Source organism: Nocardioides sp. NBC_00163 (genome assembly GCF_045206295.1).
Taxonomy (GTDB): Bacteria; Actinomycetota; Actinomycetes; order Propionibacteriales; family Nocardioidaceae; genus Nocardioides.
Genome location: NZ_CP108155.1, coordinates 591,906 through 611,576, shown reverse-complemented (window position 1 = coordinate 611,576; position 19,671 = coordinate 591,906). Strand labels below are relative to the sequence as shown.

The following is a 19,671-nucleotide window of genomic DNA, read 5'->3' as shown; positions in this document are numbered from 1 at the left end:
TGAGACGGGATGCCCCTAGGCCTATGACGCGGTGTCTCAGACACAATTTCTGCTCAGAAGATCAACAGGCAAGGCGGTCAGGAATCGAGAAGCCTCACAGGCCTCGGGATTCCTAAGGTCAAGACATGTTCACACTTGAGACCATCACCCTCGACGCAACCGACGCCACGGACGCCCGGGCGTTCTACGAGAAGGCCTTCGGGCTCACCGACCAGATCTCTGTACGCCAGGGCCCGGGCACCGGCACCGGCCGCCCGTTCACGATCTCCCTGGTCGTCAGCCAGCCCTCGACGGTCGACAGCCTCGTTGACTCCGCGCTCACAGCCGGCGCCACCTCGCTCAAGCCGGTCGAGAAGTCGTTCTGGGGCTACGGCGGCATCGTCCAGGCCCCCGACGGCTCGATCTGGAAGATCGCCACCTCGGCGAAGAAGGACAACGGCCCCGCCACCCGCGAGATCGACGACATCGTCCTGCTCCTCGGTGTCGCCGACGTCAAGGCGACCAAGCGGTTCTACGCCGAGCGCGGGCTCGGCGTGAAGCGGAGCTTCGGCGGCAAGTACGCCGAGTTCGAGGCAGCTCCCGGTGCCGTCCAGCTCGCGATCTACCCCCGGCGCGCCCTGGAGAAGGAGACCGGTGTCGCGGTCGACCCGGCCGCTGCGTACGGAATCGTGCTGGGCGGCGGCGGCGAGGCCTTCACCGACCCCGACGGGTTCACCTGGCAGGCTGGGGACCATGGCACGCACGATCGCGACGAACACGACCGTTGATCTCGAGGGGCTCCTGGAGTTCGTACGTCCCCGCCACCAGATGATCCTGGTGACCAGCCGAGCTGACGGGTCACCGCAGCTCTCGCCGGTCACCGGGGGCGTCGACGACGACGGGCGGATCGTGATCGCGACCTACCCCGAACGAGCCAAGACCCGCAACGCCCGCACTCGCCCGCAGGTGAGCGTGATGGTCCTCTCCGAGGAGTGGAACGGCGCCTGGGTGCAGGTCGACGGCGAGGCCGAGGTGCTCGACGCGACCGCGGGGGAGGAGGCCCTGGACGCTTTCGTCACCTACTTCCGCAACATCTCCGGCGAGCACTCCGACTGGGACGAGTACCGCCAGGCCATGGTCGACCAGGGCAAGTCCCTCCTCCGGATCACCCCGAAGCGCTGGGGCCCGGTCGCCACCGGCGGTTTCCCCGCCCGCCTCACGTAAACCAGTGGCACCAGACGTACGCCGCTGACTACCGTTTCCACCACAGCAACACACGACGAGGAGATGAGCATGCGCAGGTCGGTCGAGATCCGCTCCGCCGCCGGGAACCCCGGTCAGGCGAGCGAAGCCTGCCTGCCGTCCGACCTCCGCTCGGACCGCATCGGCCAGGAGCCGCCGACGCGCTGAGCCACAGCGCATCCCGTTGAAGGGCCGCTCCTGCCGAGACAAATCCCGGCCGGAGCGGCCCTTCCGCATGCCCGGCCACGATGTGAGGAAAGAAGATGACGAACGAGTTCCCTATCGCCCTGCCCGGCGTCACGGCAGAGACCCTGATGTGGGCGCGCCCGCATGAGATCGAGCACGCCGCCCAGGACCAGCTGCGCAACATCTCCAAGCTGCCCTGGGTGCACGGCGTACGTGTCATGCCGGACGTGCATCTCGGCAAGGGCGCCACGGTCGGCTCCGTGGTCGCGATGAAGGACGCGGTCTCGCCGAGTGCGGTCGGCGTCGACATCGGCTGCGGGATGATGGCGGTCAAGACCTCGGTCAGGACCAGCGACCTGCCCGACGACCTCGGCCCGTTGCGCTCGGCCATCGAGGAGGCGGTCCCGGTCGGGTTCCAGGCGAACGACGGCCAGGCCGGCGTCGTCCGCAAGGACCTGAAGCTGAAGGTCGCCTTCGACAAGCTCTTCGGCGGCTTCGAGGAGCTGCGGGCGCCGAAGCTCGACGACCGGCACAAGCGGGCGGTCGCGCAGTGCGGCTCGCTCGGCGGCGGCAATCACTTCATCGAGGTGACGTCGGACGACGACGGCATGATCTGGCTGATGCTGCACAGCGGGTCCCGCAACATCGGCAAGGAGATCGCCGAGCGGCACATCTACGCGGCCAAGGGGCTCGAGCACAACCTCGGCCTGCCCGACCGCGACCTGGCGGTCTTCCTGGCCGGCACCGCGGAGATGGACGCCTACCTGCACGATCTCTACTGGGCGCAGGACTACGCCAAGCTCAACCGGCGGATCATGATGGCCACCGTGAAGAGCGTCTTCGCTCGCTTGTTTCCGGAGGTCGTGTGGGGTCGGGAGGTCAACGCCCACCACAACTACGTCGCGCGGGAGACGTACGACGGCGTCGACCTGGTGGTCACCCGCAAGGGCGCGATCTCGGCCAAGTCCGACGAGTTCGGGCTGATCCCCGGGTCGATGGGCACCGGTTCGTACGTCGTGCGCGGGCTCGGCAACGAGGCGTCCTACTGCTCCGCCTCCCACGGCGCGGGGCGGAAGATGTCGCGTACGAAGGCGAAGAAGACCTTCAGCGTCGCCGACCTCGCTGCTCAGACCGAAGGCGTCGAGTGCCGCAAGGACGCCGGCGTTGTCGACGAGATCCCCGGTGCGTACAAGTCGCTGGAGAGCGTCATCGAGGCACAGACGGATCTGGTCTCCGTGGAGGCTCGGCTGCGCACGCTGCTCTGTGTGAAGGGCTGAGGCAGCAATAGGAAGTGGTCAATTTGGGCCCGAAGGCGACCCTGCCGAGGGCCCAAATTGACCACTTCTCCAGTGGAGTTGCGGCGTGGCTGGTTTCTGGAAAGCCGACACCGGGATCGTGAGGGGTCTTAACGTTGAGGCCCATGAAATCTCAGCAGAGATTGCTGGCGACGTTCGTGTTGGCCGGCACCTTGCTCGTCGGTTGCGGCGAGACGGACGGAGCGGGGTCAGCGCTGGTCGAGAAGTGGTCTCGAGCGGGCGGTCCGGAGAGCGAGTTCCTGTCCTCGGGCTCCTGGACGGCGACCGACGAGCTGTGGATCTACGCCAACATCGACTCCTCCCGGATCGAAGCTGTACGCCTTGCCGACGGCGAGGAAGCCTGGCATCTGCCTCTCGACGAGAACGTGTGCGAGATCTCGCCGGTGAACCAGGCCGGGCTCGTCGCGGTGCGTGACCACCCGCCCGGCTCTCATGGCTGCAACCGGGTCACGGTCGTGGACACCTCCGACGGCGACGTCGTGTGGTCAGCGACGTTCGAGTCGATCGGCGGACGCTCCGAGGGCGGTGGCATGGTCGGGTTGACCGAGACGACCGTGTCGGTCACGACCGACTGCGCGGTCGAGCGCTGGGAAGCGGCGTCCGGTGATCGCCTGGAGCCGCTGATGGCTCGCGACGGTGCCGCCGAGCTGGGCTCGTTCGGGTGCCGGGTCGCCACGGCCGGCAACACCGCGCTGGTTCCAGACAAGGACGCCCTCAGCGGCTTCGACGTCGATACCGGCAAGCGCCTGTGGACGGTCGCCGGCGACCGCCCACAGGTGGGCGCCGTCTACGCCACCGAACCGATCGTCGCCGACGTGTGGATCGAGGGGGTGCAGGGCGTTCGCGTGATCGACCCACGCACCGGTCAGCTGGGAAGGATCGTCGGCCGGTCCCTGGATGCCGGCGCTGCGGCGCCGACGCTCGGGCTGGCCGACGTCGTGGGAGACCGGATCGCCGGCGCCTACGACGAGGAGCTGTCCGGGTCCGACGCCGCCGCGGACGGCGCCGTTCGAACGTGGGATCTGACCTCGGGCACTGAGGCTTGGAGTCGGGCGAGCGAAGCCGGCGACATCTTCCTGGGGGCTGACGAGAAGGGCGTCTACATCGGTCGTGACACCCGGTCCGACGCTGGCTACAGCGTGCTCCGTCGCGACCTCGATGACGGCTCCGAGGACGTCGTCGGCTCCGTCGAGAACGCACCCGCCGTGGTGACAAAGGTCGGTGACCTGCTGCTGGTGGGCGGCGTCGACGCGGCGCGCGAGGACAGTGAGACGACGGCCTACCAGCTGCCCTCGAGCTGAGGGGCCGTGGCGTCAACCATGCTCCGCCTCCCATGGGTCGGGGCGGAGGATGTCGCGCACGAAGGCGAAGGAGATCTTCACCGTCGCCGACCTGCCGCTCAGACCGAGGGTGTCGAGTGCCGCAAGGACGCCGCTGCGTGAACGCTGAGGCGGCGCTGCCAGATCCCGAGGCGGTGGCTCCACGGCAGCCGCGGGTTCAGTTGGCGCGGCTCGGAGAGGTGGACCAGGTCGAAGTCGGGGCCGAGCGCGCGGGTCATGTCCTCGGGGACGTACGTCCATGGCGGGCCCGGCTCCTCGCTCGGCCGGTCGATCGGGAAGATCCCCGACGCGACCCGCCCGCCGGGGCGTACGACCGCGCGGGCCAGGTCACCGACGCGGCCGCGCCAGGCGGGCGGCAGCGCGCAGAAGAAGGTGTGGTCCCACATCAGGTCGACCGGTCCGCCGGTCGCGGCCAGGACGACGTCGACGTCGAATGCGTCGCCGACGACGTAGGTGAGGTCCGGGTAATGCTTCGCTGCGTGGGCGGCCGCCGTGGGCGAGACGTCGACAACCGTCGTACGCCATCCGGCAGCCGCCAACCCCGCCGCGTCGTGTCCCCGGCCGGCACCTGGAGCGAAGGCCGTGCCGGGCTCCCCGAACAGCGCCGCGTCCTCCTCGATGTACGCCAGGGGAGCGCCGAGGTCCCAGCCGGTCGTGCCGCGGACGTACGCGGTTTCCCAGTCCGTGGGGTCATTGACGGTCATGGGCCACAGTCTCTCGGACCGGCGCAGGGGTGGAAAGCAGGGCGGTTCCGTGCGCCGTCGTCGACAGGTACGCTTTCGAACATGAGATCGACTGGCGGCGCGTCCCCGCGCGACGTACCGCTGCCGTTCGACATCGCTCCCGACGCGTTGCCCGCGCCCGTCAAGCGATCATCGGCGCCTGCGCCGGAAGAGGGTACGCAGGTCTACCGTCTCGTCGGCGCCCACCTCACCTCTCGCGGCCTCCCGCCGGGCTCCGACCTGATGATCAACCCCCGCCGACCCAAGCGCGGCGAGGTGGCGGTCGTACGCTTCGGCGGCCGCACCAGGGTCGGTGTCTTCGACCTCGAACGCGGTCGCGCGGTCCTACGTTCAGACCGCGGCACCCGCTGGCTGCCGCCCGACGCCGTCTACATCGGCGTCGCCGCCCTTGCCTCCCCGACCCTTGACGGGATGCCGACAGGCTGACCAGTGATCCGCTGCTGAGCGGGATGCGGTGGTGACGTACGACACGTTGTCGCGGCCCAACGAGCAAGTAAGGGTTGCCTTCGTTGAATCGCCTGGGGGAATAACGTCACAATGGTGTTGTGAAATTCGACGAGAGCACTCTGCAGCCCGCAGAGACCAGCGAGGAGAGCACCCGCCAGCGGGTCGCTCGGTCGCTGCTTGTCGACGGTCCGCAGACCGCTGCGTCGCTGGCCAAGCGGCTCGATCTCACCCCGGCCGCGGTCAGGCGCCACCTGGACGCCCTGGCCGAGGAGGAGGCGGTGGAGCAGCGCGAGCCGCGCACCGCGTCCACGCGTGGGCGAGGCCGCCCGGCGAAGCTCTTCGCGCTCACCGACCAGGGTAGGGACGGCTTCGAGAAGAAGTACGACGACCTGGCGGTCGAGGCGCTGCGGTTCCTCTCCGAGGTGGCCGGCGAGGAGGCCGTGCGGGAATTCGCGGAGCGCCGCGCGGCGTTCATCAAACAGGGACTGGACCGGATCGCCGCCAGCGAGACGGACCTCAGCCCCGCTCAGGTGCTCGCAAATGTGTTCACGGCCAACGGCTATGCGGCCTCCGTCAGGGAGCTGCCGCTGATCAACGGCCACGACGCAGGTGAGCAGCTGTGCCAGCAGCACTGCCCGGTCGCCCACGTCGCCCAGGAGTTCCCCGAGCTCTGCGAGGCGGAGACAGAGGCGATCGCGAAGCTGCTCGGCACCCACGTACAACGCTTGGCCACCATCGCCCACGGCGACGGAGTCTGCACGACGCACATCCCTCCTGGATCCTCCGGTCCCGGCGAAGTTTCGAAGAAGAAGGAGCAGGTCACGACATGACCTCCATCGAGGAGCTCAACCCCGAGCTGAAGGGCATCGGCAAGTACGAGTTCGGCTGGTCCGACTCGGACGTCGCCGGTGCCGCGGCACAGCGCGGTCTCAACGACGCCATCGTCCGCGACATCTCCGGCAAGAAGTCTGAGCCGCAGTGGATGCTCGACCTGCGCCTGAAGGGCCTCAAGCTCTTCGGCCGCAAGCCGATGCCCACCTGGGGCTCCGACCTCTCGGACATCGACTTCGACAACATCAAGTACTTCGTGCGCTCGTCGGAGAAGCAGGCCACCTCGTGGGAGGACCTGCCCGAGGACATCAAGAACACCTACGACCGGCTCGGCATCCCGGAGGCGGAGAAGCAGCGCCTGGTCGCCGGTGTCGCCGCGCAGTACGAGTCGGAGGTCGTCTACCACTCGATCCGCGAGGACCTCGAGGCCCAGGGCGTGCTCTTCCTTGACACCGACACCGCGCTCAAGGAGCACCCGGAGATCTTCCAGGAGTACTTCGGCACGGTGATCCCGGTCGGGGACAACAAGTTCGCCGCACTGAACACCGCGGTGTGGTCGGGTGGCTCCTTCATCTACGTGCCCAAGGGTGTCCACGTCGACATCCCGCTGCAGGCCTACTTCCGGATCAACACCGAGAACATGGGCCAGTTCGAGCGCACCCTGATCATCGCCGACGAGGGCTCCTACGTTCACTACGTCGAGGGCTGCACCGCGCCGATCTACCAGTCCGACTCGCTGCACTCCGCGGTCGTCGAGATCATCGTGAAGAAGAACGCCCGCGTTCGCTACACGACCATCCAGAACTGGTCGAACAACGTCTACAACCTGGTCACCAAGCGCGCCGTCTGCGAAGAGGGCGCGACCATGGAGTGGGTCGACGGCAACATCGGCTCCAAGGTGACCATGAAGTACCCGGCCGTCTACCTGATGGGTGAGCACGCCAAGGGCGAGACGCTCTCCATCGCCTTCGCGGGCGAGGGCCAGCACCAGGACGCGGGCGCCAAGATGGTGCACGCCGCCCCGAACACCTCCTCGTCCATCCTGTCGAAGAGCGTTGCGCGTGGCGGTGGCCGCACGTCCTACCGTGGCCTGATCCAGATCAACGAGGGCGCGCACGGCTCGAAGTCCAACGTGCTCTGCGACGCGCTCCTGGTCGACCAGATCTCCCGCTCGGACACCTACCCCTACGTCGACATCCGCGAGGACGACGTCTCGATGGGTCACGAGGCCTCGGTCTCGAAGGTCTCCGACGACCAGCTGTTCTACCTGATGTCTCGCGGCATGGCCGAGGACGAGGCGATGGCGATGATCGTGCGCGGCTTCGTCGAGCCGATCGCCAAGGAGCTCCCGATGGAGTACGCCCTCGAGCTCAACCGCCTGATCGAACTGCAGATGGAAGGAGCGGTCGGCTGATGACCGCAGCTGTTCAGGAGGCCCTGGAGCTCGACAAGGTCGAGTCCCACCTCCACCCGGAAGGCTCTTTCGACGTCGAGGCGCACGAGGTGCCGAAGGGTCGCGAGGAGATCTGGCGGTTCACCCCGCTCAAGCGCCTCAAGGGCATCCACAACGACGCCCCGTTCGCGGACGGTGCGACCAAGGTGGAGGTCGAGGCGGCCGCGGGCGTGACCGTCGAGACCGTGGCGGCCGACGATGACGTACGTGGCAGCTCGGGTCTGGTTCCGACCGACCGCGTCTCGGCGCGGGCCTGGGCGGCCAGCACCGGTGCGACCGTCGTGCGGATCCCGACCGACACCGTCGTCGAGGGCGCGACCGTGATCCGCCACCACGGCACCGGCTCGGAGACCGCCGGCGCCGGTCACGCGGTGATCGTGGCGGAGAAGTTCGCCAAGGCGACCGTCGTGCTGGTCTTCGAAGGCTCTGCCGTCGTCGCCGACAACATCGAGATCGTCGTCGAGGACGGCGCCGACCTCACCGTCGTCTCCGTCCAGGACTGGGCCGACGACGCCGTCCACCTCTCCACCCAGCACGCCAAGGTCGGCCGCGACGCCAACCTCAAGCACGTCTCGGTGAGCTTCGGCGGCGACGTGGTGCGCCACGACTTCTCGGCGGAGTACTCCGGCCCCGGCGGCTCCGTGGAGTCGCTCGGCCTCTACTTCGCCGACGCCGGCCAGCACATCGAGCACCGTCTCTTCGTCGACCACACCGCCCCGAAGACCAAGTCCCACGTGGTCTACAAGGGCGCGCTGCAGGGCGAGAAGGCCCACGCGGTCTGGATCGGCAACGTGCTGATCCGCAAGGAGGCCGAGGGCATCGAGACGTACGAGGAGAACCGCAACCTCATCCTCACCGACGGTGCCTGGGCCGACTCCGTGCCCAACCTGGAGATCGAGACCGGCGAGATCGAGGGCGCGGGTCACGCGTCGGCGATCGGCCGTTTCGACGACGAGCAGCTCTTCTACCTGCAGAGCCGCGGCATCTCCGAGACCGAGGCCAAGCGCCTGGTCGTGCACGGCTTCTTCAACGACCTGATCCGTCAGATCGGTGTCCCCGAGCTCGAGGAGAAGCTGACCAGCACGGTCGAGGCCGAGCTCGCCAAGAACATCAACACTCTGATCACGAAGGACAACGCATGAGCACGCTTGAGATCAAGGACCTCACGGTCTCGGTGGAGACCGAGGACGGCCCGAAGGAGATCCTCAAGGGCGTCACGCTGACCATCAACTCCGGCGAGACCCACGCGATCATGGGCCCCAACGGCTCGGGCAAGTCGACGCTTGCCTACTCGATCGCCGGCCACCCGAAGTACACCATCACCGGCGGCACCGTCACCCTCGACGGTGAGGACGTCCTGGAGATGTCGGTCGACGAGCGCGCCAAGGCCGGACTGTTCCTGGCGATGCAGTACCCCGTCGAGGTTCCCGGCGTGAGCGTGGCCAACTTCCTCCGCACCGCGAAGACGGCGCTGGACGGCGAGGCCCCCAAGCTGCGTACGTGGGTCAAGGACGTCAACGGTGCGATGAACAAGATGCACCTGGACCCGACCTTCTCGCAGCGCTCGGTCAACGAGGGCTTCTCCGGTGGCGAGAAGAAGCGCCACGAGATCGCTCAGCTCGACATCCTCGACCCGGCCTTCGCGCTGCTCGACGAGATCGACTCCGGCCTCGACATCGACGCGCTCAAGGTCGTCTCCGAGGGGATCAACGACTTCCGCGCCCGCGATGGCAAGTCGGTCCTGCTGATCACCCACTACACCCGCATCCTGCGCTACATCAAGCCTGACCACGTGCACGTCTTCGTGGCCGGCCGGATCGCGGAGTCGGGTGGCCCGGACCTGGCCGAGGAGCTGGAGGCCAACGGCTACGAGAAGTACGTCGCGGCAGGGGTCTGACATGAAGGGTCTGCTGCCCGACCTGGATCTGGTCCGCAAGGACTTCCCGATCCTGGAGCGCACCTTCGACGGCGGCGAGACCCCGCTGGTCTACCTCGACAGCGCCAACACCTCGCAGAAGCCGCAGATCGTGATCGACACCATGGTCGACCACCTGGAGCGGCACAACGCCAACATCGCCCGGGCGATGCACCACCTGGGTGCCGAGGCGACCGAGGCGTTCGAGGGAGCGCGCGACACCGTCGCGCGCTTCCTCGGCGCGCCCGAACGCGACGAGGTGATCTTCACCAAGAACGCCTCCGAGGCGCTCAACCTGGTCGCCAACACTGTGCCCCTGGCCGCGGGCGACGTGGTCGTGACCACCGAGATGGAGCACCACTCCAACATCGTTCCGTGGCAGCTCGCCACGCAGCGCGCGGGTGCGACGTTGAAGTGGTTCGGGCTCACCGACTCCGGTGACCTCGACCTGTCGAACATCGACGAGCTGATCACGCCGGCGACCAAGATCGTCGCGCTGACCTGGGTCTCCAACATGCTCGGCACGATCAACCCGATCGCCGAGATCGCCCGCAAGGCTCACGAGGTCGGTGCGCTGGTCGTCGTCGACGCCGCGCAGGCCGCCCCGGTGCTGCCGATCGACCTGGCAGGCATGGCCGAGGAGGAGCGTCCCGACTTCCTCGCCTTCACCGGCCACAAGGTCGTCGGCCCGACCGGCATCGGCGTCCTGTGGGGCCGGCGTGCCGCGCTCGAGGCGCTGCCGCCGTTCCTCGGTGGTGGCGAGATGATCGCCACGGTCACGATGGAGAAGTCGACCTACGCGCCGATCCCTCACAAGTTCGAGGCCGGCACCCCGCCGATCGCCGAGGCAGTGGGTCTCGGTGCGGCGCTGGAATACCTCATGCACGTGGGTATGGAGAACGTCCACGCCCACGAGCAGGCGATCACGGCCTACGCGCTGGAGCGCCTCGCGACCGTCCCGGGCGTGACCGTGCTCGGCCCGGCCGACGCCGCCAAGCGCGGCGGAGCGATCTCCTTCGAGCTCGACGGCGTGCACCCGCACGACGTGGCCCAGGTCCTCGACTCCAAGGGCGTCGCCATCCGTGCCGGGCACCACTGCGCCAAGCCCGCCCACCAGCGGTTCGGCGTACAGGCCTCCAACCGGATGTCGTCCTACCTCTACACCACGCCCGCCGAGATCGACGCGCTGGTCGAGGGGTTGGAATACGTACGTAGCTTCTTCAAGTTGGACAAGTGATGACTGCCGCGAACCTCGAGAGCATGTACCAGGAGATCATCCTGGACCATTACAAGAACCCGCACGGGAAGGGTCTTCGCGACCCCTTCGAGGCGGAGGTTCACCACGTCAACCCGACCTGCGGTGACGAGATCACGCTGCGGCTCCACGTCGACGGCGGCAAGATCGAGGACATCTCCTACGACGCCCTCGGCTGCTCCATCTCGCAGGCCTCGGCCTCCGTGCTCAACGACCTGGTCGTGGGCAAGACGGTGGACGAGGCGATGGTGATCCACGAGGAGTTCCTGCGGCTGATGCAGGGCAAGGGCCAGGTGGAGCCCGACGAGGACATTCTGGAGGACGGCATCGCCTTCGCCGGCGTCGCCAAGTTCCCCGCCCGGATCAAGTGCGCGCTGCTGTCGTGGATGGCCTGGAAAGACGCCGCCGCGAAGACTGTCGCCGAGGAGAACTGATGACTGAGACCGACCACGCTGAGCACAATCACGCGGGACACGACCACACGGGTCACGACCACTCCGGTCATGACCACTCGGGCCACGGCCATGGCCACGGTCACGAGGCGCCTGAGTGGCAGGGGATGCGTACGTCCACGGTCGAGGGCGCGAGCCTGAAGATCGAGGACGTCGAGGAGGCGATGAAGGACGTCGTCGACCCCGAGCTCGGCATCAACGTCGTCGACCTGGGCCTGATCTACGGTCTGCACATCGAGGACCACTCCAACGTGGTCATCGACATGACGCTGACTTCGGCGGCCTGCCCGCTGACCGACGTCATCCAGGACCAGACCTCGCAGGCCTTGGAGGGCATGGTCAACGACGTACACATCAACTGGGTCTGGATGCCGCCGTGGGGCCCGGACAAGATCACCCCCGACGGCCGCGAGATGCTGCGCGCTCTCGGGTTCAACGTCTGACGGGTATCGCCCGAAAGGGGAGTCCGGAGGTCACCCAGTGACCTCCGGACTCCCCTGTCATTTCAGGCGACGCGGCTTGGCGGAACGTCCGGCCTTTGTCTGTTGTGGTCAGTTGTCGAGCGTCAGGACGGCGGTCGCGTGCGGCCTCAGATGCAGCGTTCCTCCGGCGAACCTTTCGTTCGCGCTGCCAGCGGTGGTGGTGTGGATCTGTTCCAGTACTCCGGCGCCGACGCTGGTGAGATCGAGGTGCACTGGCTCGTCCCATTTGCTGATCATGAGTAGCTTGCGGCTGCCGTCGTGAGTGCGCATGGCCTGCACGTGCACGCGCGCGTCCGGGAAGCCGGGGTAGCCGGCGGAAGTCTCCAGTAGGCGGTCGCCTGGACCGAAGTGGTCGAGCAGCAGCTTGGTGACGTCGTAGCGCGCGTTGGGCTCGCCGCTCTCCCAGTCGATGAGGGAGGTGCCTGGGATCATTCCTGGGTAGTCCATGAACTCCGCGACGCCAAGCAGGTCGATCCCGAGGGGCAGGACCCGCGCCCAGAGATAGGCGTGCACGGAGCCGCTGAGCGCCCAGTAGTGTTCTGGGATCTTCGGGGCGGCGTTCATGACGTCGGCGGGGTAGGTGCCGATCTCGTTGAGGAAGGTCTTGGCATCGGGTGCCAGACGGTTCGCGATCGAGCGGATGTACGCGACGTGCTCGACGAAGGCATCCGCCTGCGCGAAGAAGGTGCTCCGCCACGTGCTGTGGTCCGCGTTGCCCTCGGCGCCGAACGGATTGACGATCTCGGGCGAGGCGTAGAAGTGGTACGAGAACGCGTCGACGCTGATGTCGGGTGCGTGGTTCGCCGGGTTCAGGAAGTGCCAGAAGTACTCCGGGTCGTGGTGCACGTGACTGAGGGACAGGCCGACGAACCTCATGTCGGGGTCGAGCGTGCGCAAGCGTTGCACGACGGCGTCATACAGGCGGGTGTAGACCTCGGGGGGCATGCGGCGGTTGAGGTCGGGTTCGCACAGAACCTCCCAGTACGCGAACCGGTAGTGATGCCCAGATTCGTGCCGTACGCCGAGCTCGTCGGTGAAGCCGCCGGCGATGTACCAACTGGCGATTCGGAAGAAGTAGTCGGCGACTTCGGCGAGCGTGTCGTCGCGGAAGTCCGTGCCCTGCTCATAATCCCAGTGGATCGTGTCAACGTCGCGTGAGACCTCGACGTGGTCGGCGTTCGTGAACATCCAGTGCGGGATGGTCGCGAAGTTGGCCACGACCGGCCGGCCTTCGGCAGCAGCCATGAAGTCCTCGACAAAGGGGTCGAGCTGCGCGAAGTCCCATGATGTCGTCGCCTTGGTCGGCGCCTCGAGAGCAGGCACCGACAGCACGGGGTGCGAGAACCAGGGCAGGAAGCGGGCGTAGTCGGCCTTGAGGTCACGCAGCGCCGCGAAGGCCCGGTCGTGGATCGGTGACTCGCGGCGTAGCGGTGGCGCGGCCCACAAGTGGGTGGTCAGCACGGTGTTCGACGTCGCGATGATCTCGTCCCAGGCGATGTCCACCGGGACGGCTGGGGCGTGTGTCGGGGGAGCGAGTAGGGACTGGTCCTGGGCCATGAGTGGCTCCTTCGATCGGCGTTCCTCGATATGTACGCTTGTATAATACATCCGTACAAGACGTGCGTACATATCGACTGTTAGGCTTGGGGGTGTGGGACAACGCGAAGACCTCCTGGCTGGTGCGAAGCAGTGCTTGGCCGAGCGCGGGTACGCGCACACCACCGCCCGCGACATCGTCGCGGTGACCGGAGCGAATCTCGCGTCGATCGGCTACCACTTCGGGTCGAAGGATGCCCTGCTCAATGCGGCGATCCTCGAGACCTTCGAGGAATGGGGTGACACGATCGCCGGCGCGGTGTCGGCTGAGCCCGCAGAGACACCTGGCCGACGCCTCGAGCTGTTCCTCGACCGACTCCTTGCCGCGGCACCGCGGCATCGTGCAGTGCTCGTCGCGAGCGTTCAGGCCTACGCACAGGCGGAGTTCGCGCCCGACATACGCGACCAGCTGCTGCGCATCTACGCCCAGAGCCGCCGCGACCTCGCCGCGCTGGTGCTCGACACGGCGCCGGATGCGGTGTCGGCGCGCGAAGCCGCCTCGGTGGGCTCCCTCGCGCTCGCCCTCATCAACGGCGTGATGCTGCAGTGGATGCTGGAGCCGACGACGGCCCCAACGGCCGCGGAGCTAGCGGAAGCCCTCGACAGACTCCGCTAGCCCCACGGCCGCATCCTGAGGTCACACGGGGTGGCCTCAGGACTCCCACGTCACCTCAGGCGACGCGGCCGACCCGTGCGATCGCCTCCTGGCTTCGCTTGTAGGGCTTTCGTCCGGGAGTTCTGGGCTCGGTGCGGGGCTTTCCGCTCTCCAGGAGCACACCGCCCCAGACTCCCCACTCCCGCCGGGCGGTGCCGAGCTCGAGGCACGTCTGCCGCATCGGGCAGTCGGCGCAGACCTGCTGCGCCTCGGCGAGCTGGGTGAGGTCCTCGGGGTGAAAGAGCTCCGGGTCCTCGCCCACGCAGGCCCACTCGTCGGTCCGGGGAGTCGGGTGCTTCAGCGTCAGCTCGTACGTCTTGGTGCTGAAGCCCTCTCCGAAAAGGGTGATGATCTCCATCTCGTTCACCTCCTGGTGATGCTGCTGGACATGAGAAAGGGCCGCTTCCGATTCGATCGGAGCGGCCCTGGTGGATGCGGTGAGCACCTACGTCGGTTGCGGCTCCGAGCGCGCAAACTCCACGTCCTGGACCGGTCGGCCCAGGTGGTTGCAGATCGTGGTCTCGCGCATGACATCAATGGTATTCACCCCGCCCCAGCCGGGACCACTGGTTTGTCGCGGGAAACGTGCCGGTGACGACGGCTTAACCGGCGGCGTACGCGGCCTCGTTAGCGTCCGGGGATCCACCGTCCCCGACGCTTAGGAGACCCGATGAAGGTCTTGAAGTCCCCAGCCGTCCTGATCCTGGTCGGCGCGGTCGCCGGCATCGTCTTCGGCCTGGTGGTGGGGGAGTGGGCGGCGAACCTCAAGTTCGTCGGTGACATCTTCATCCGGCTGATCCAGATGTCGATCGTCCCGTTGGTCGCCTCGTCGGTGATCGTCGCGACGGGCGCGATGACCGGGGCGGGAGCCGGGAGGCTGGCCGGGGCGACCTTCGGCTGGATGCTGGGGTTCGCGGTGGTCGCAGCCTTCGTCGGCTGGGGGCTCGCCGAGCTGTTCCAGCCGGGCTCGGGGATGCGCTACGACGGCGAGCTAGACGCGACTCTGACCGACTCGGCCGCGGCGACCGCGGTCGGCTGGCAGCAGACCGTGACCGGCTTCGTCTCCACCAACGTGGTCGAGGCGATGGCCACCGGCGCGATGGTGCCGATCATCGTCTTCGCCCTGATCTTCGGGCTCGCGCTCAACCGCTACACCGCGATGAACGGCCCGACCGTCGTGCTCACCTTCTTCGAGCAGATCCAGGCGATCGTCCTGCTGATGATCAGGTACGTCATGTTCCTGGCGCCCATCGGCGTCTTCTGCCTCCTCGCCGACCTCGCCGGCCGCGTCGGCTTCGGGGTGGTCACCACCGCGCTCGCCTACCTGGGCACGACCTTGGCCGGCGTGGTGATCATCTCGGCCCTCTACGTCGTCGTGGTCGTCGCCGTCACCCGGCTCAACCCGCTGCGCCTGCCCGCGAAGCTCGCCGAGCAGACCGTCGTGGCCGTCACCACGACGTCGTCGGCGGTCACCTTCCCGACGGTGCTGAAGAACGCGGTCGAGAAGTTCGGGATCTCGAAGCGGGTCGCTGACTTCACGCTCTGCCTGGGGATGACGATGGGGTCGTGCGGCGCGGTGCTCAACTACACGATCGTGGTGCTCTTCCTCGCCCAGGCCTCCGGCGTCTCGCTCTCCCCGGGTGACATCGCGCTCGGGATGGCGCTCGCGGTGCTGCTCAACATCGGCACGATCACGGTGCCCGGCGGGTTCCCGGTCGTCGCGATCTTCCTGGCCACGTCCCTGGACCTGCCCATCGAGGCCGCCGGGCTGCTCATCGCGGTGGACTGGTTCACCGGCATCCTGCGTACGTTCCTCAACGTGAACGGAGACACCATGGTCGCTCTGCTGGTCGCGCACGGCGCGGATGAGATCGACCGGGACGTGTACGACGGGACGAAGCCGGTGGTGGAGGCCGTCGAGGAGGCGGCGGCCTGACACGATGGAGGCATGGACGTAGCCGCCCGCACCGCAGCCAACCGCCGCCTGCTCGCCGACTTCTTCGACGGCCTCGAGGAGTCCCAGCTGGAGACGCAGAGCCTCTGCTCGGCCTGGACGGTGAGGGAGGTGCTGGGGCACAGTGCGATGCCGTTCTCGGTCGGGATCGGGCGGCTGCTGTGGCGCACGCTGCTGGCCCGAGGCTCCATCGACCGGGCCTCGGCCGCGATCGCCGAGGAGCAGGCGCGTCGGCCGGTCGCCGAGCTGACCGGGATGCTGAGGACGTACGCCACCAAGCGGGTGCCGGCACCCGGTGTCGGTCCGATGGGGCAGTTCACCGACCACTGCGTCCACCTGCGCGACTGCGCCCGGCCGCTCGGTCTCGACACCGACGTCCCGCTCGAGGACTGGCGCGCGGTGCTCGACTGGCTGCCGACCAAGCAGGCCTCGCTCGGGGTGGTCCCGGCGGGACGGCTCGACGGGCTCGCGCTGCGCGCGACCGACCAGGACTGGTCCTGGACTGCGGCCGACGGCTCGGGCGAAGAGGTCGTCGGTCCCAGCGAGGCCCTGGCCATGGCGCTCTCCGGCCGGTCGGTCGCGCTGGCGGATCTCGACGGACCAGGGGTGGCGACGTTGCGAGAGCGTCTCGTCTGACCCGGGTAGGCTCCGCGGACGTGGAGGCTCCTGGTCGGATCTGGTTCGGGTACATCGCCGCGGTGGGACTCGCGGTGATCGGCCTGTTCACCCTGGATCCCCTGGCGTTCGGATTGGCCGTCGCCGTGCTGGTCGCGACGGTGCTGGGGGAGTGGTACCGCGGTCGCCAGGCCGCGCTTTCCGCTGCTGTCCTGGGGGCCGTCGATCTTGCGGACCTGGTCTCCCGGTGGGCCCGCGGCTGGGCGTACGCGCGGGGCTTCCCGCGTCCCGCGGCGATGCCAGGAGGCGTACGCGTCGAGGTGGGGGAGCCCGGGCGCCGGGTCGAGTGGGTGGCGACCGACGACGCGGACACGCTCGCCGGGCTCGTCGACACTGCCCGGGCCACGCCGGAGGCGTGGTTGTCGGTGGTGACCGAGTCGCCCGCGGGCGTACATCCCTGGTTCGTCGAGGCCGGGCTGGTCGCCGACGATGGCGAGGAGGCGCTGATGACGATCGACCTCGCCGACCACGCGTCCCGGGCTGTCCCGGAGGGTTACCGCGCCGAGGTGGAGCGTGACGGCGGCGTCTTCACCGTGACAATCAGCGCGGGCGAGGCTGTCGCGGCGGGCGGGACTATCGCCGTCATCGGCGTCGACGCCGTCGCCGACCGGATCCAGACTGAGCCCGACCACCGACGCCGCGGTCTCGGCGGCGCGGTGATGAGCCTGCTCGTCGCGGCCGCCCGGGAGGCCGGTGCCGTCCATGGCCTTCTGGTCGCCAGCGAGATGGGCGAGCCCCTCTACGCCGGCCTCGGTTGGCGTGCCCAGGCACGCCTGGTGACCGCGCGATCAGCCACGCCGCGTACCTCCGTCGAGTCCCGGCGCGGCTAGCGCCAACTGTGGTTGAGTGTCGCCTATGAGCGACGACGCCACGATCCCTGAGCCTGAGGCCCCCGTGTCCGACTCCCAGCAGGAGGCTGACATCGCCGCGTTCTGGGACGACGTGAAGCACCACGCCCACCTCAGCGCCGCGCCCGGCTACTTCGGGGCATCGCCGCTGGAGGCGCTGCAGCCGCCGGCCTGGGCCTTCGGTGGTACGCCGGAGGAGGCCGACGGTCTGCTCGAGCTCGTTCTCGAAGGGGTGAAGACCGCGACGGCCACTGCGCAGTGGGACTTCGAGAACGGAGACGAGCCGCTCCCAACCGTGGGTGGCATGAGCATCATCCTCGACGGGTCCGGTCACCCGCGGGCCCTGATCGCCACCACCCAGGTCGACATCGCCCCGTTCCGGGACGTCCCTGAGGAGTTCGCGCGGCTGGAGGGCGAGGGCGACCTGTCGCTCGAGTACTGGCGCGAGGTTCACGAGCGCTTCTTCACCGAGTTCGCCGGTCCCGACCACGAGTTCAGCGAGGACATGCCGGTCGTGATGGAGCAGTTCGAGCTCGTCTGGCCGAAGCCCGACTGAGCCTGCGTGGGCGAGCAGCGGGCCCGGCTCGAGGCGGGCGATGACGACGTACGCCACAAGGTGCTGCACGAGCTGCTCGGCGAGGTCGGTTCGAACGCCTGGCTGGGCACGGGCGTCACCGTCGGTGCGGGCGTGAGGATCGGTGCCGACTCCGTGATCGGTGCCGACTCCGTGATCGGTGCCGGAAGTGTCGTACTGAGTGATGTGCCCGATCGGGTCGTCGCGGCGGGAACACCGGCGAGAGTGATCCGAGAAGTCGGATGATGGGCACATGACACCGACCGAGCTGACCGAGCGTGTCCGGGAGATCTGCCTCGGGTTCCCGGAGAGCACCGAGCGGGTCAGTCATGGCGCGCCCGGGTTCTTCGTGAAGAAGCAGTTCGTGATGCTGTGGCCGCAGGGACATCACGGGCGCGACGAGCCGCATCTGTGGGCGGCCGCTGCGGCGGGGGTGCAGGCCGAGGTCGTCGGTGACGATCCCGAGCGGTTCTTCGTACCTCCGTACGTCGGTGGCCGCGGCTGGCTCGGCATGCGGCTCGACGGTGACGTCGACTGGGCCGAGGTCGCCGAGATCTGCGAGGACGCCTATCGCCACATCGCGCCGCCTCGACTGCGGCGTGGCCTGGACCGGTAGCGTACGGACATGCCCAACGTCGCCGTCCCGGTCGCTCGGATCCAGCGCTGGCTCGACAACTTCGCAGGGCGCCACGGCGACACCCGGCTCGCGGTCGACTCCGGTGCGCTGACCGGTGCCGCGGCCGACGGGTCCTCGTTCATCGCGGCGCTGCCGTTCGAGAAGACGTACGCCGGGCCGGCCGATGTCGAGGCGTTCATCGCCGCCTCGGCGGCGCCGCAGGACTGGGGCCTGCTGCTGGTGCGCAAGGGCGGCTTCGCGATCGCCCGGATGAGCGGCGGCGAGATCGCTGACCACAAGATCGGGCGGCGGCACGTCCAGGGGAAGACCAAGGCGGGCGGCTGGAGCCAGCAGCGCTTCGCCCGGCGCCGGGCCAACCAGGCGAGCGCTGCGTACGAGGCGGCGGCCGAGCACGCGGCCCGGATCCTGAACGGGCTCCGGGGCCCGCTGGTCACCGGCGGCGACCACGGCGGCGTCGACGACGTGCTCGGGGACCGGCGGCTGGCTTCGCTTACGGTGACCGGACCGTGGCTGGCGGTTCAGGACCCCAACCGCGCGGTGCTCGATCAGGCCATCGAGGAAGCCCAGAAGGTACGTATCGAGGTCCTCAACGCCGACAGCTGACGCGTCAGGGGAGCTGCCAGACTCCGGGCGAACCCTTGACCATCAGGCCGTCGGTCAGCAGCGTCTGACGGGCGCGTCGCGCCGCGTAGCGCCAGCGGAGCTCGCCTTCCGGGGTGGTCTCGAAGTCGCCCGGGAGGAGGCTGTCGCCCAGCTGGCTCTCGAGCTCGTCGAGGACGTCGTCGGCAGACATCGAGCCGCCCGCGGTCTCGAGGATCTCGAGGATGAGCGGCGCGAAGGCGGCCGGCGGGGTCCACTTGCGGGGAGCGGACTTGGTGACGACCTTCGGCGCGGCGGCCGTCGAGCTCGTCGTGGTCTTGCGCACCCGGGTTGTCGGCTTCTTCACTGGAGCCGGAGCGGGCGGGGCCGGGGGCCGCCCATGGATGCACTGTGACTTCGGCAGGTCGCACAGCTCGCAGTAGTCAGTCTCGGACATCGGCTCAACCATATCGGCCCCGGGATCAAACTCAGCATCCCGTCGTTGCCTCCCG

General features: G+C 68.3%; 24 protein-coding genes. 20 read left to right on the top strand and 4 right to left on the bottom strand.

Going from position 1 to position 19,671, the window contains the following annotated elements; genetic code table 11:
* Positions 1 to 125 precede the first annotated feature (125 nt).
* From OG801_RS03010 to OG801_RS02995, 4 genes are all read left to right on the top strand, one after another.
* The gene (locus OG801_RS03010) at positions 126 to 767 is read left to right on the top strand and encodes a glyoxalase (RefSeq protein ID WP_406033548.1); all 642 of its coding nucleotides are present in this window, start codon (positions 126 to 128) and stop codon (positions 765 to 767) included.
* Entirely contained in the window at positions 733 to 1,203 is a 471-nt protein-coding gene (locus tag OG801_RS03005) for a PPOX class F420-dependent oxidoreductase (RefSeq protein WP_406033546.1), read from the top strand. Before OG801_RS03010 ends, OG801_RS03005 begins: the two co-directional genes overlap by 35 nt.
* 281 nt (positions 1,204 to 1,484) lie before the next feature.
* Complete coding sequence (locus OG801_RS03000) at positions 1,485 to 2,684, top strand: RtcB family protein (RefSeq protein WP_406033544.1); 1,200 nt, start codon at positions 1,485 to 1,487, stop codon at positions 2,682 to 2,684.
* Positions 2,685 to 2,827: 143 nt separating this feature from the next.
* Entirely contained in the window at positions 2,828 to 4,024 is a 1,197-nt protein-coding gene (locus OG801_RS02995; protein WP_406033542.1) for a PQQ-binding-like beta-propeller repeat protein, read from the top strand.
* A 98-nt stretch (positions 4,025 to 4,122) separates the two neighbouring features.
* Here the strand turns inward: OG801_RS02995 and OG801_RS02990 are convergent, their stop codons facing one another.
* Entirely contained in the window at positions 4,123 to 4,767 is a 645-nt protein-coding gene (locus tag OG801_RS02990) for a methyltransferase domain-containing protein (protein WP_406033540.1), read from the bottom strand.
* An 81-nt stretch (positions 4,768 to 4,848) separates the two neighbouring features.
* Here OG801_RS02990 and OG801_RS02985 point away from each other — a divergent pair, with 81 nt between their 5' ends.
* From OG801_RS02985 to OG801_RS02950, 8 genes are all read left to right on the top strand, one after another.
* On the top strand, positions 4,849 to 5,232 hold the full coding sequence (locus OG801_RS02985; protein WP_406033538.1) for a hypothetical protein: 384 nt from the start codon (positions 4,849 to 4,851) through the stop codon (positions 5,230 to 5,232).
* A 119-nt stretch (positions 5,233 to 5,351) separates the two neighbouring features.
* Positions 5,352 to 6,083 (top strand): helix-turn-helix transcriptional regulator, encoded by a 732-nt coding sequence (locus OG801_RS02980; RefSeq protein WP_406033536.1) that lies wholly within the window; start codon positions 5,352 to 5,354, stop codon positions 6,081 to 6,083.
* Positions 6,080 to 7,498, top strand: a complete 1,419-nt coding sequence (gene sufB / locus OG801_RS02975; RefSeq protein WP_091041037.1) for a Fe-S cluster assembly protein SufB — start codon at positions 6,080 to 6,082, stop codon at positions 7,496 to 7,498. The genes OG801_RS02980 and sufB overlap by 4 nt, the downstream gene beginning before the upstream one ends.
* Positions 7,498 to 8,679, top strand: a complete 1,182-nt coding sequence (gene sufD, locus OG801_RS02970; RefSeq protein ID WP_406033534.1) for a Fe-S cluster assembly protein SufD — start codon at positions 7,498 to 7,500, stop codon at positions 8,677 to 8,679. The genes sufB and sufD overlap by 1 nt, the downstream gene beginning before the upstream one ends.
* On the top strand, positions 8,676 to 9,434 hold the full coding sequence (gene sufC / locus OG801_RS02965) for a Fe-S cluster assembly ATPase SufC (RefSeq protein WP_355020787.1): 759 nt from the start codon (positions 8,676 to 8,678) through the stop codon (positions 9,432 to 9,434). Before sufD ends, sufC begins: the two co-directional genes overlap by 4 nt.
* 1 nt (position 9,435) lies before the next feature.
* Positions 9,436 to 10,689 carry a cysteine desulfurase gene (locus tag OG801_RS02960; protein WP_406033532.1) on the top strand — a complete coding sequence of 418 codons (1,254 nt, stop codon included), beginning with the start codon at positions 9,436 to 9,438 and terminating at the stop codon, positions 10,687 to 10,689.
* On the top strand, positions 10,689 to 11,141 hold the full coding sequence (gene sufU, locus OG801_RS02955; RefSeq protein WP_160022635.1) for a Fe-S cluster assembly sulfur transfer protein SufU: 453 nt from the start codon (positions 10,689 to 10,691) through the stop codon (positions 11,139 to 11,141). The genes OG801_RS02960 and sufU overlap by 1 nt, the downstream gene beginning before the upstream one ends.
* Before the next feature lie 125 nt (positions 11,142 to 11,266).
* Positions 11,267 to 11,602 (top strand): metal-sulfur cluster assembly factor, encoded by a 336-nt coding sequence (locus tag OG801_RS02950; protein ID WP_160028798.1) that lies wholly within the window; start codon positions 11,267 to 11,269, stop codon positions 11,600 to 11,602.
* Positions 11,603 to 11,710: 108 nt separating this feature from the next.
* Here OG801_RS02950 and OG801_RS02945 read toward each other — a convergent pair whose 3' ends face one another.
* Positions 11,711 to 13,249 (bottom strand): hypothetical protein, encoded by a 1,539-nt coding sequence (locus tag OG801_RS02945; protein ID WP_406033529.1) that lies wholly within the window; start codon positions 13,247 to 13,249, stop codon positions 11,711 to 11,713.
* A gap of 43 nt (positions 13,250 to 13,292) precedes the next feature.
* Between OG801_RS02945 and OG801_RS02940 the strand changes: the two genes are divergently transcribed.
* Complete coding sequence (locus OG801_RS02940) at positions 13,293 to 13,853, top strand: TetR/AcrR family transcriptional regulator (RefSeq protein WP_355022099.1); 561 nt, start codon at positions 13,293 to 13,295, stop codon at positions 13,851 to 13,853.
* A gap of 55 nt (positions 13,854 to 13,908) precedes the next feature.
* On the opposite strand, the gene OG801_RS02935 is transcribed toward OG801_RS02940, so the two are convergent.
* Entirely contained in the window at positions 13,909 to 14,250 is a 342-nt protein-coding gene (locus OG801_RS02935) for a WhiB family transcriptional regulator (protein WP_355022100.1), read from the bottom strand.
* A 312-nt stretch (positions 14,251 to 14,562) separates the two neighbouring features.
* Here OG801_RS02935 and OG801_RS02930 point away from each other — a divergent pair, with 312 nt between their 5' ends.
* Genes OG801_RS02930 through OG801_RS02900 form a run of 7 tightly spaced genes read left to right on the top strand, consistent with a single transcriptional unit; the run spans position 14,563 to position 19,183 of the window.
* Positions 14,563 to 15,828, top strand: coding sequence for a dicarboxylate/amino acid:cation symporter (locus OG801_RS02930; RefSeq protein WP_406033527.1), 1,266 nt, complete (start codon positions 14,563 to 14,565; stop codon positions 15,826 to 15,828).
* 12 nt (positions 15,829 to 15,840) lie between these two features.
* Positions 15,841 to 16,482 carry a maleylpyruvate isomerase family mycothiol-dependent enzyme gene (locus OG801_RS02925; protein ID WP_406033525.1) on the top strand — a complete coding sequence of 214 codons (642 nt, stop codon included), beginning with the start codon at positions 15,841 to 15,843 and terminating at the stop codon, positions 16,480 to 16,482.
* A 20-nt stretch (positions 16,483 to 16,502) separates the two neighbouring features.
* Positions 16,503 to 17,351 carry a GNAT family N-acetyltransferase gene (locus OG801_RS02920; protein WP_406033523.1) on the top strand — a complete coding sequence of 283 codons (849 nt, stop codon included), beginning with the start codon at positions 16,503 to 16,505 and terminating at the stop codon, positions 17,349 to 17,351.
* Between the two features lie 25 nt (positions 17,352 to 17,376).
* Positions 17,377 to 17,925, top strand: a complete 549-nt coding sequence (locus OG801_RS02915; RefSeq protein WP_355022104.1) for an ASCH domain-containing protein — start codon at positions 17,377 to 17,379, stop codon at positions 17,923 to 17,925.
* A 6-nt stretch (positions 17,926 to 17,931) separates the two neighbouring features.
* Positions 17,932 to 18,189 (top strand): hypothetical protein, encoded by a 258-nt coding sequence (locus tag OG801_RS02910; RefSeq protein WP_406033521.1) that lies wholly within the window; start codon positions 17,932 to 17,934, stop codon positions 18,187 to 18,189.
* 7 nt (positions 18,190 to 18,196) lie between these two features.
* Positions 18,197 to 18,559 (top strand): MmcQ/YjbR family DNA-binding protein, encoded by a 363-nt coding sequence (locus OG801_RS02905; RefSeq protein WP_406033519.1) that lies wholly within the window; start codon positions 18,197 to 18,199, stop codon positions 18,557 to 18,559.
* A 9-nt stretch (positions 18,560 to 18,568) separates the two neighbouring features.
* Positions 18,569 to 19,183: an acVLRF1 family peptidyl-tRNA hydrolase gene (locus tag OG801_RS02900; RefSeq protein WP_406033517.1), complete on the top strand. Its 615-nt coding sequence runs from the start codon at positions 18,569 to 18,571 to the stop codon at positions 19,181 to 19,183.
* Positions 19,184 to 19,187: 4 nt separating this feature from the next.
* On the opposite strand, the gene OG801_RS02895 is transcribed toward OG801_RS02900, so the two are convergent.
* Positions 19,188 to 19,616, bottom strand: coding sequence for a hypothetical protein (locus OG801_RS02895; protein ID WP_406033515.1), 429 nt, complete (start codon positions 19,614 to 19,616; stop codon positions 19,188 to 19,190).
* Positions 19,617 to 19,671: the final 55 nt, after the last annotated feature.

Bases quoted from the DNA above. Each gene is read 5' to 3' on its own strand.
- OG801_RS03010 (WP_406033548.1), top strand. From the start codon at position 126: ATGTTCACACTTGAGACCATCACCCTCGACGCAACCGACGCCACGGAC.
- OG801_RS03005 (WP_406033546.1), top strand. From the start codon at position 733: ATGGCACGCACGATCGCGACGAACACGACCGTTGATCTCGAGGGGCTC.
- OG801_RS03000 (WP_406033544.1), top strand. From the start codon at position 1,485: ATGACGAACGAGTTCCCTATCGCCCTGCCCGGCGTCACGGCAGAGACC.
- OG801_RS02995 (WP_406033542.1), top strand. From the start codon at position 2,828: ATGAAATCTCAGCAGAGATTGCTGGCGACGTTCGTGTTGGCCGGCACC.
- OG801_RS02990 (WP_406033540.1), bottom strand. From the start codon at position 4,767: ATGACCGTCAATGACCCCACGGACTGGGAAACCGCGTACGTCCGCGGC.
- OG801_RS02985 (WP_406033538.1), top strand. From the start codon at position 4,849: ATGAGATCGACTGGCGGCGCGTCCCCGCGCGACGTACCGCTGCCGTTC.
- sufB (WP_091041037.1), top strand. From the start codon at position 6,080: ATGACCTCCATCGAGGAGCTCAACCCCGAGCTGAAGGGCATCGGCAAG.
- sufD (WP_406033534.1), top strand. From the start codon at position 7,498: ATGACCGCAGCTGTTCAGGAGGCCCTGGAGCTCGACAAGGTCGAGTCC.
- sufC (WP_355020787.1), top strand. From the start codon at position 8,676: ATGAGCACGCTTGAGATCAAGGACCTCACGGTCTCGGTGGAGACCGAG.
- OG801_RS02960 (WP_406033532.1), top strand. From the start codon at position 9,436: ATGAAGGGTCTGCTGCCCGACCTGGATCTGGTCCGCAAGGACTTCCCG.
- sufU (WP_160022635.1), top strand. From the start codon at position 10,689: ATGACTGCCGCGAACCTCGAGAGCATGTACCAGGAGATCATCCTGGAC.
- OG801_RS02950 (WP_160028798.1), top strand. From the start codon at position 11,267: ATGCGTACGTCCACGGTCGAGGGCGCGAGCCTGAAGATCGAGGACGTC.
- OG801_RS02945 (WP_406033529.1), bottom strand. From the start codon at position 13,249: ATGTATTATACAAGCGTACATATCGAGGAACGCCGATCGAAGGAGCCA.
- OG801_RS02935 (WP_355022100.1), bottom strand. From the start codon at position 14,250: ATGGAGATCATCACCCTTTTCGGAGAGGGCTTCAGCACCAAGACGTAC.
- OG801_RS02930 (WP_406033527.1), top strand. From the start codon at position 14,563: ATGAAGGTCTTGAAGTCCCCAGCCGTCCTGATCCTGGTCGGCGCGGTC.
- OG801_RS02925 (WP_406033525.1), top strand. From the start codon at position 15,841: ATGGACGTAGCCGCCCGCACCGCAGCCAACCGCCGCCTGCTCGCCGAC.
- OG801_RS02915 (WP_355022104.1), top strand. From the start codon at position 17,377: ATGAGCGACGACGCCACGATCCCTGAGCCTGAGGCCCCCGTGTCCGAC.
- OG801_RS02905 (WP_406033519.1), top strand. From the start codon at position 18,197: ATGACACCGACCGAGCTGACCGAGCGTGTCCGGGAGATCTGCCTCGGG.
- OG801_RS02900 (WP_406033517.1), top strand. From the start codon at position 18,569: ATGCCCAACGTCGCCGTCCCGGTCGCTCGGATCCAGCGCTGGCTCGAC.
- OG801_RS02895 (WP_406033515.1), bottom strand. From the start codon at position 19,616: ATGTCCGAGACTGACTACTGCGAGCTGTGCGACCTGCCGAAGTCACAG.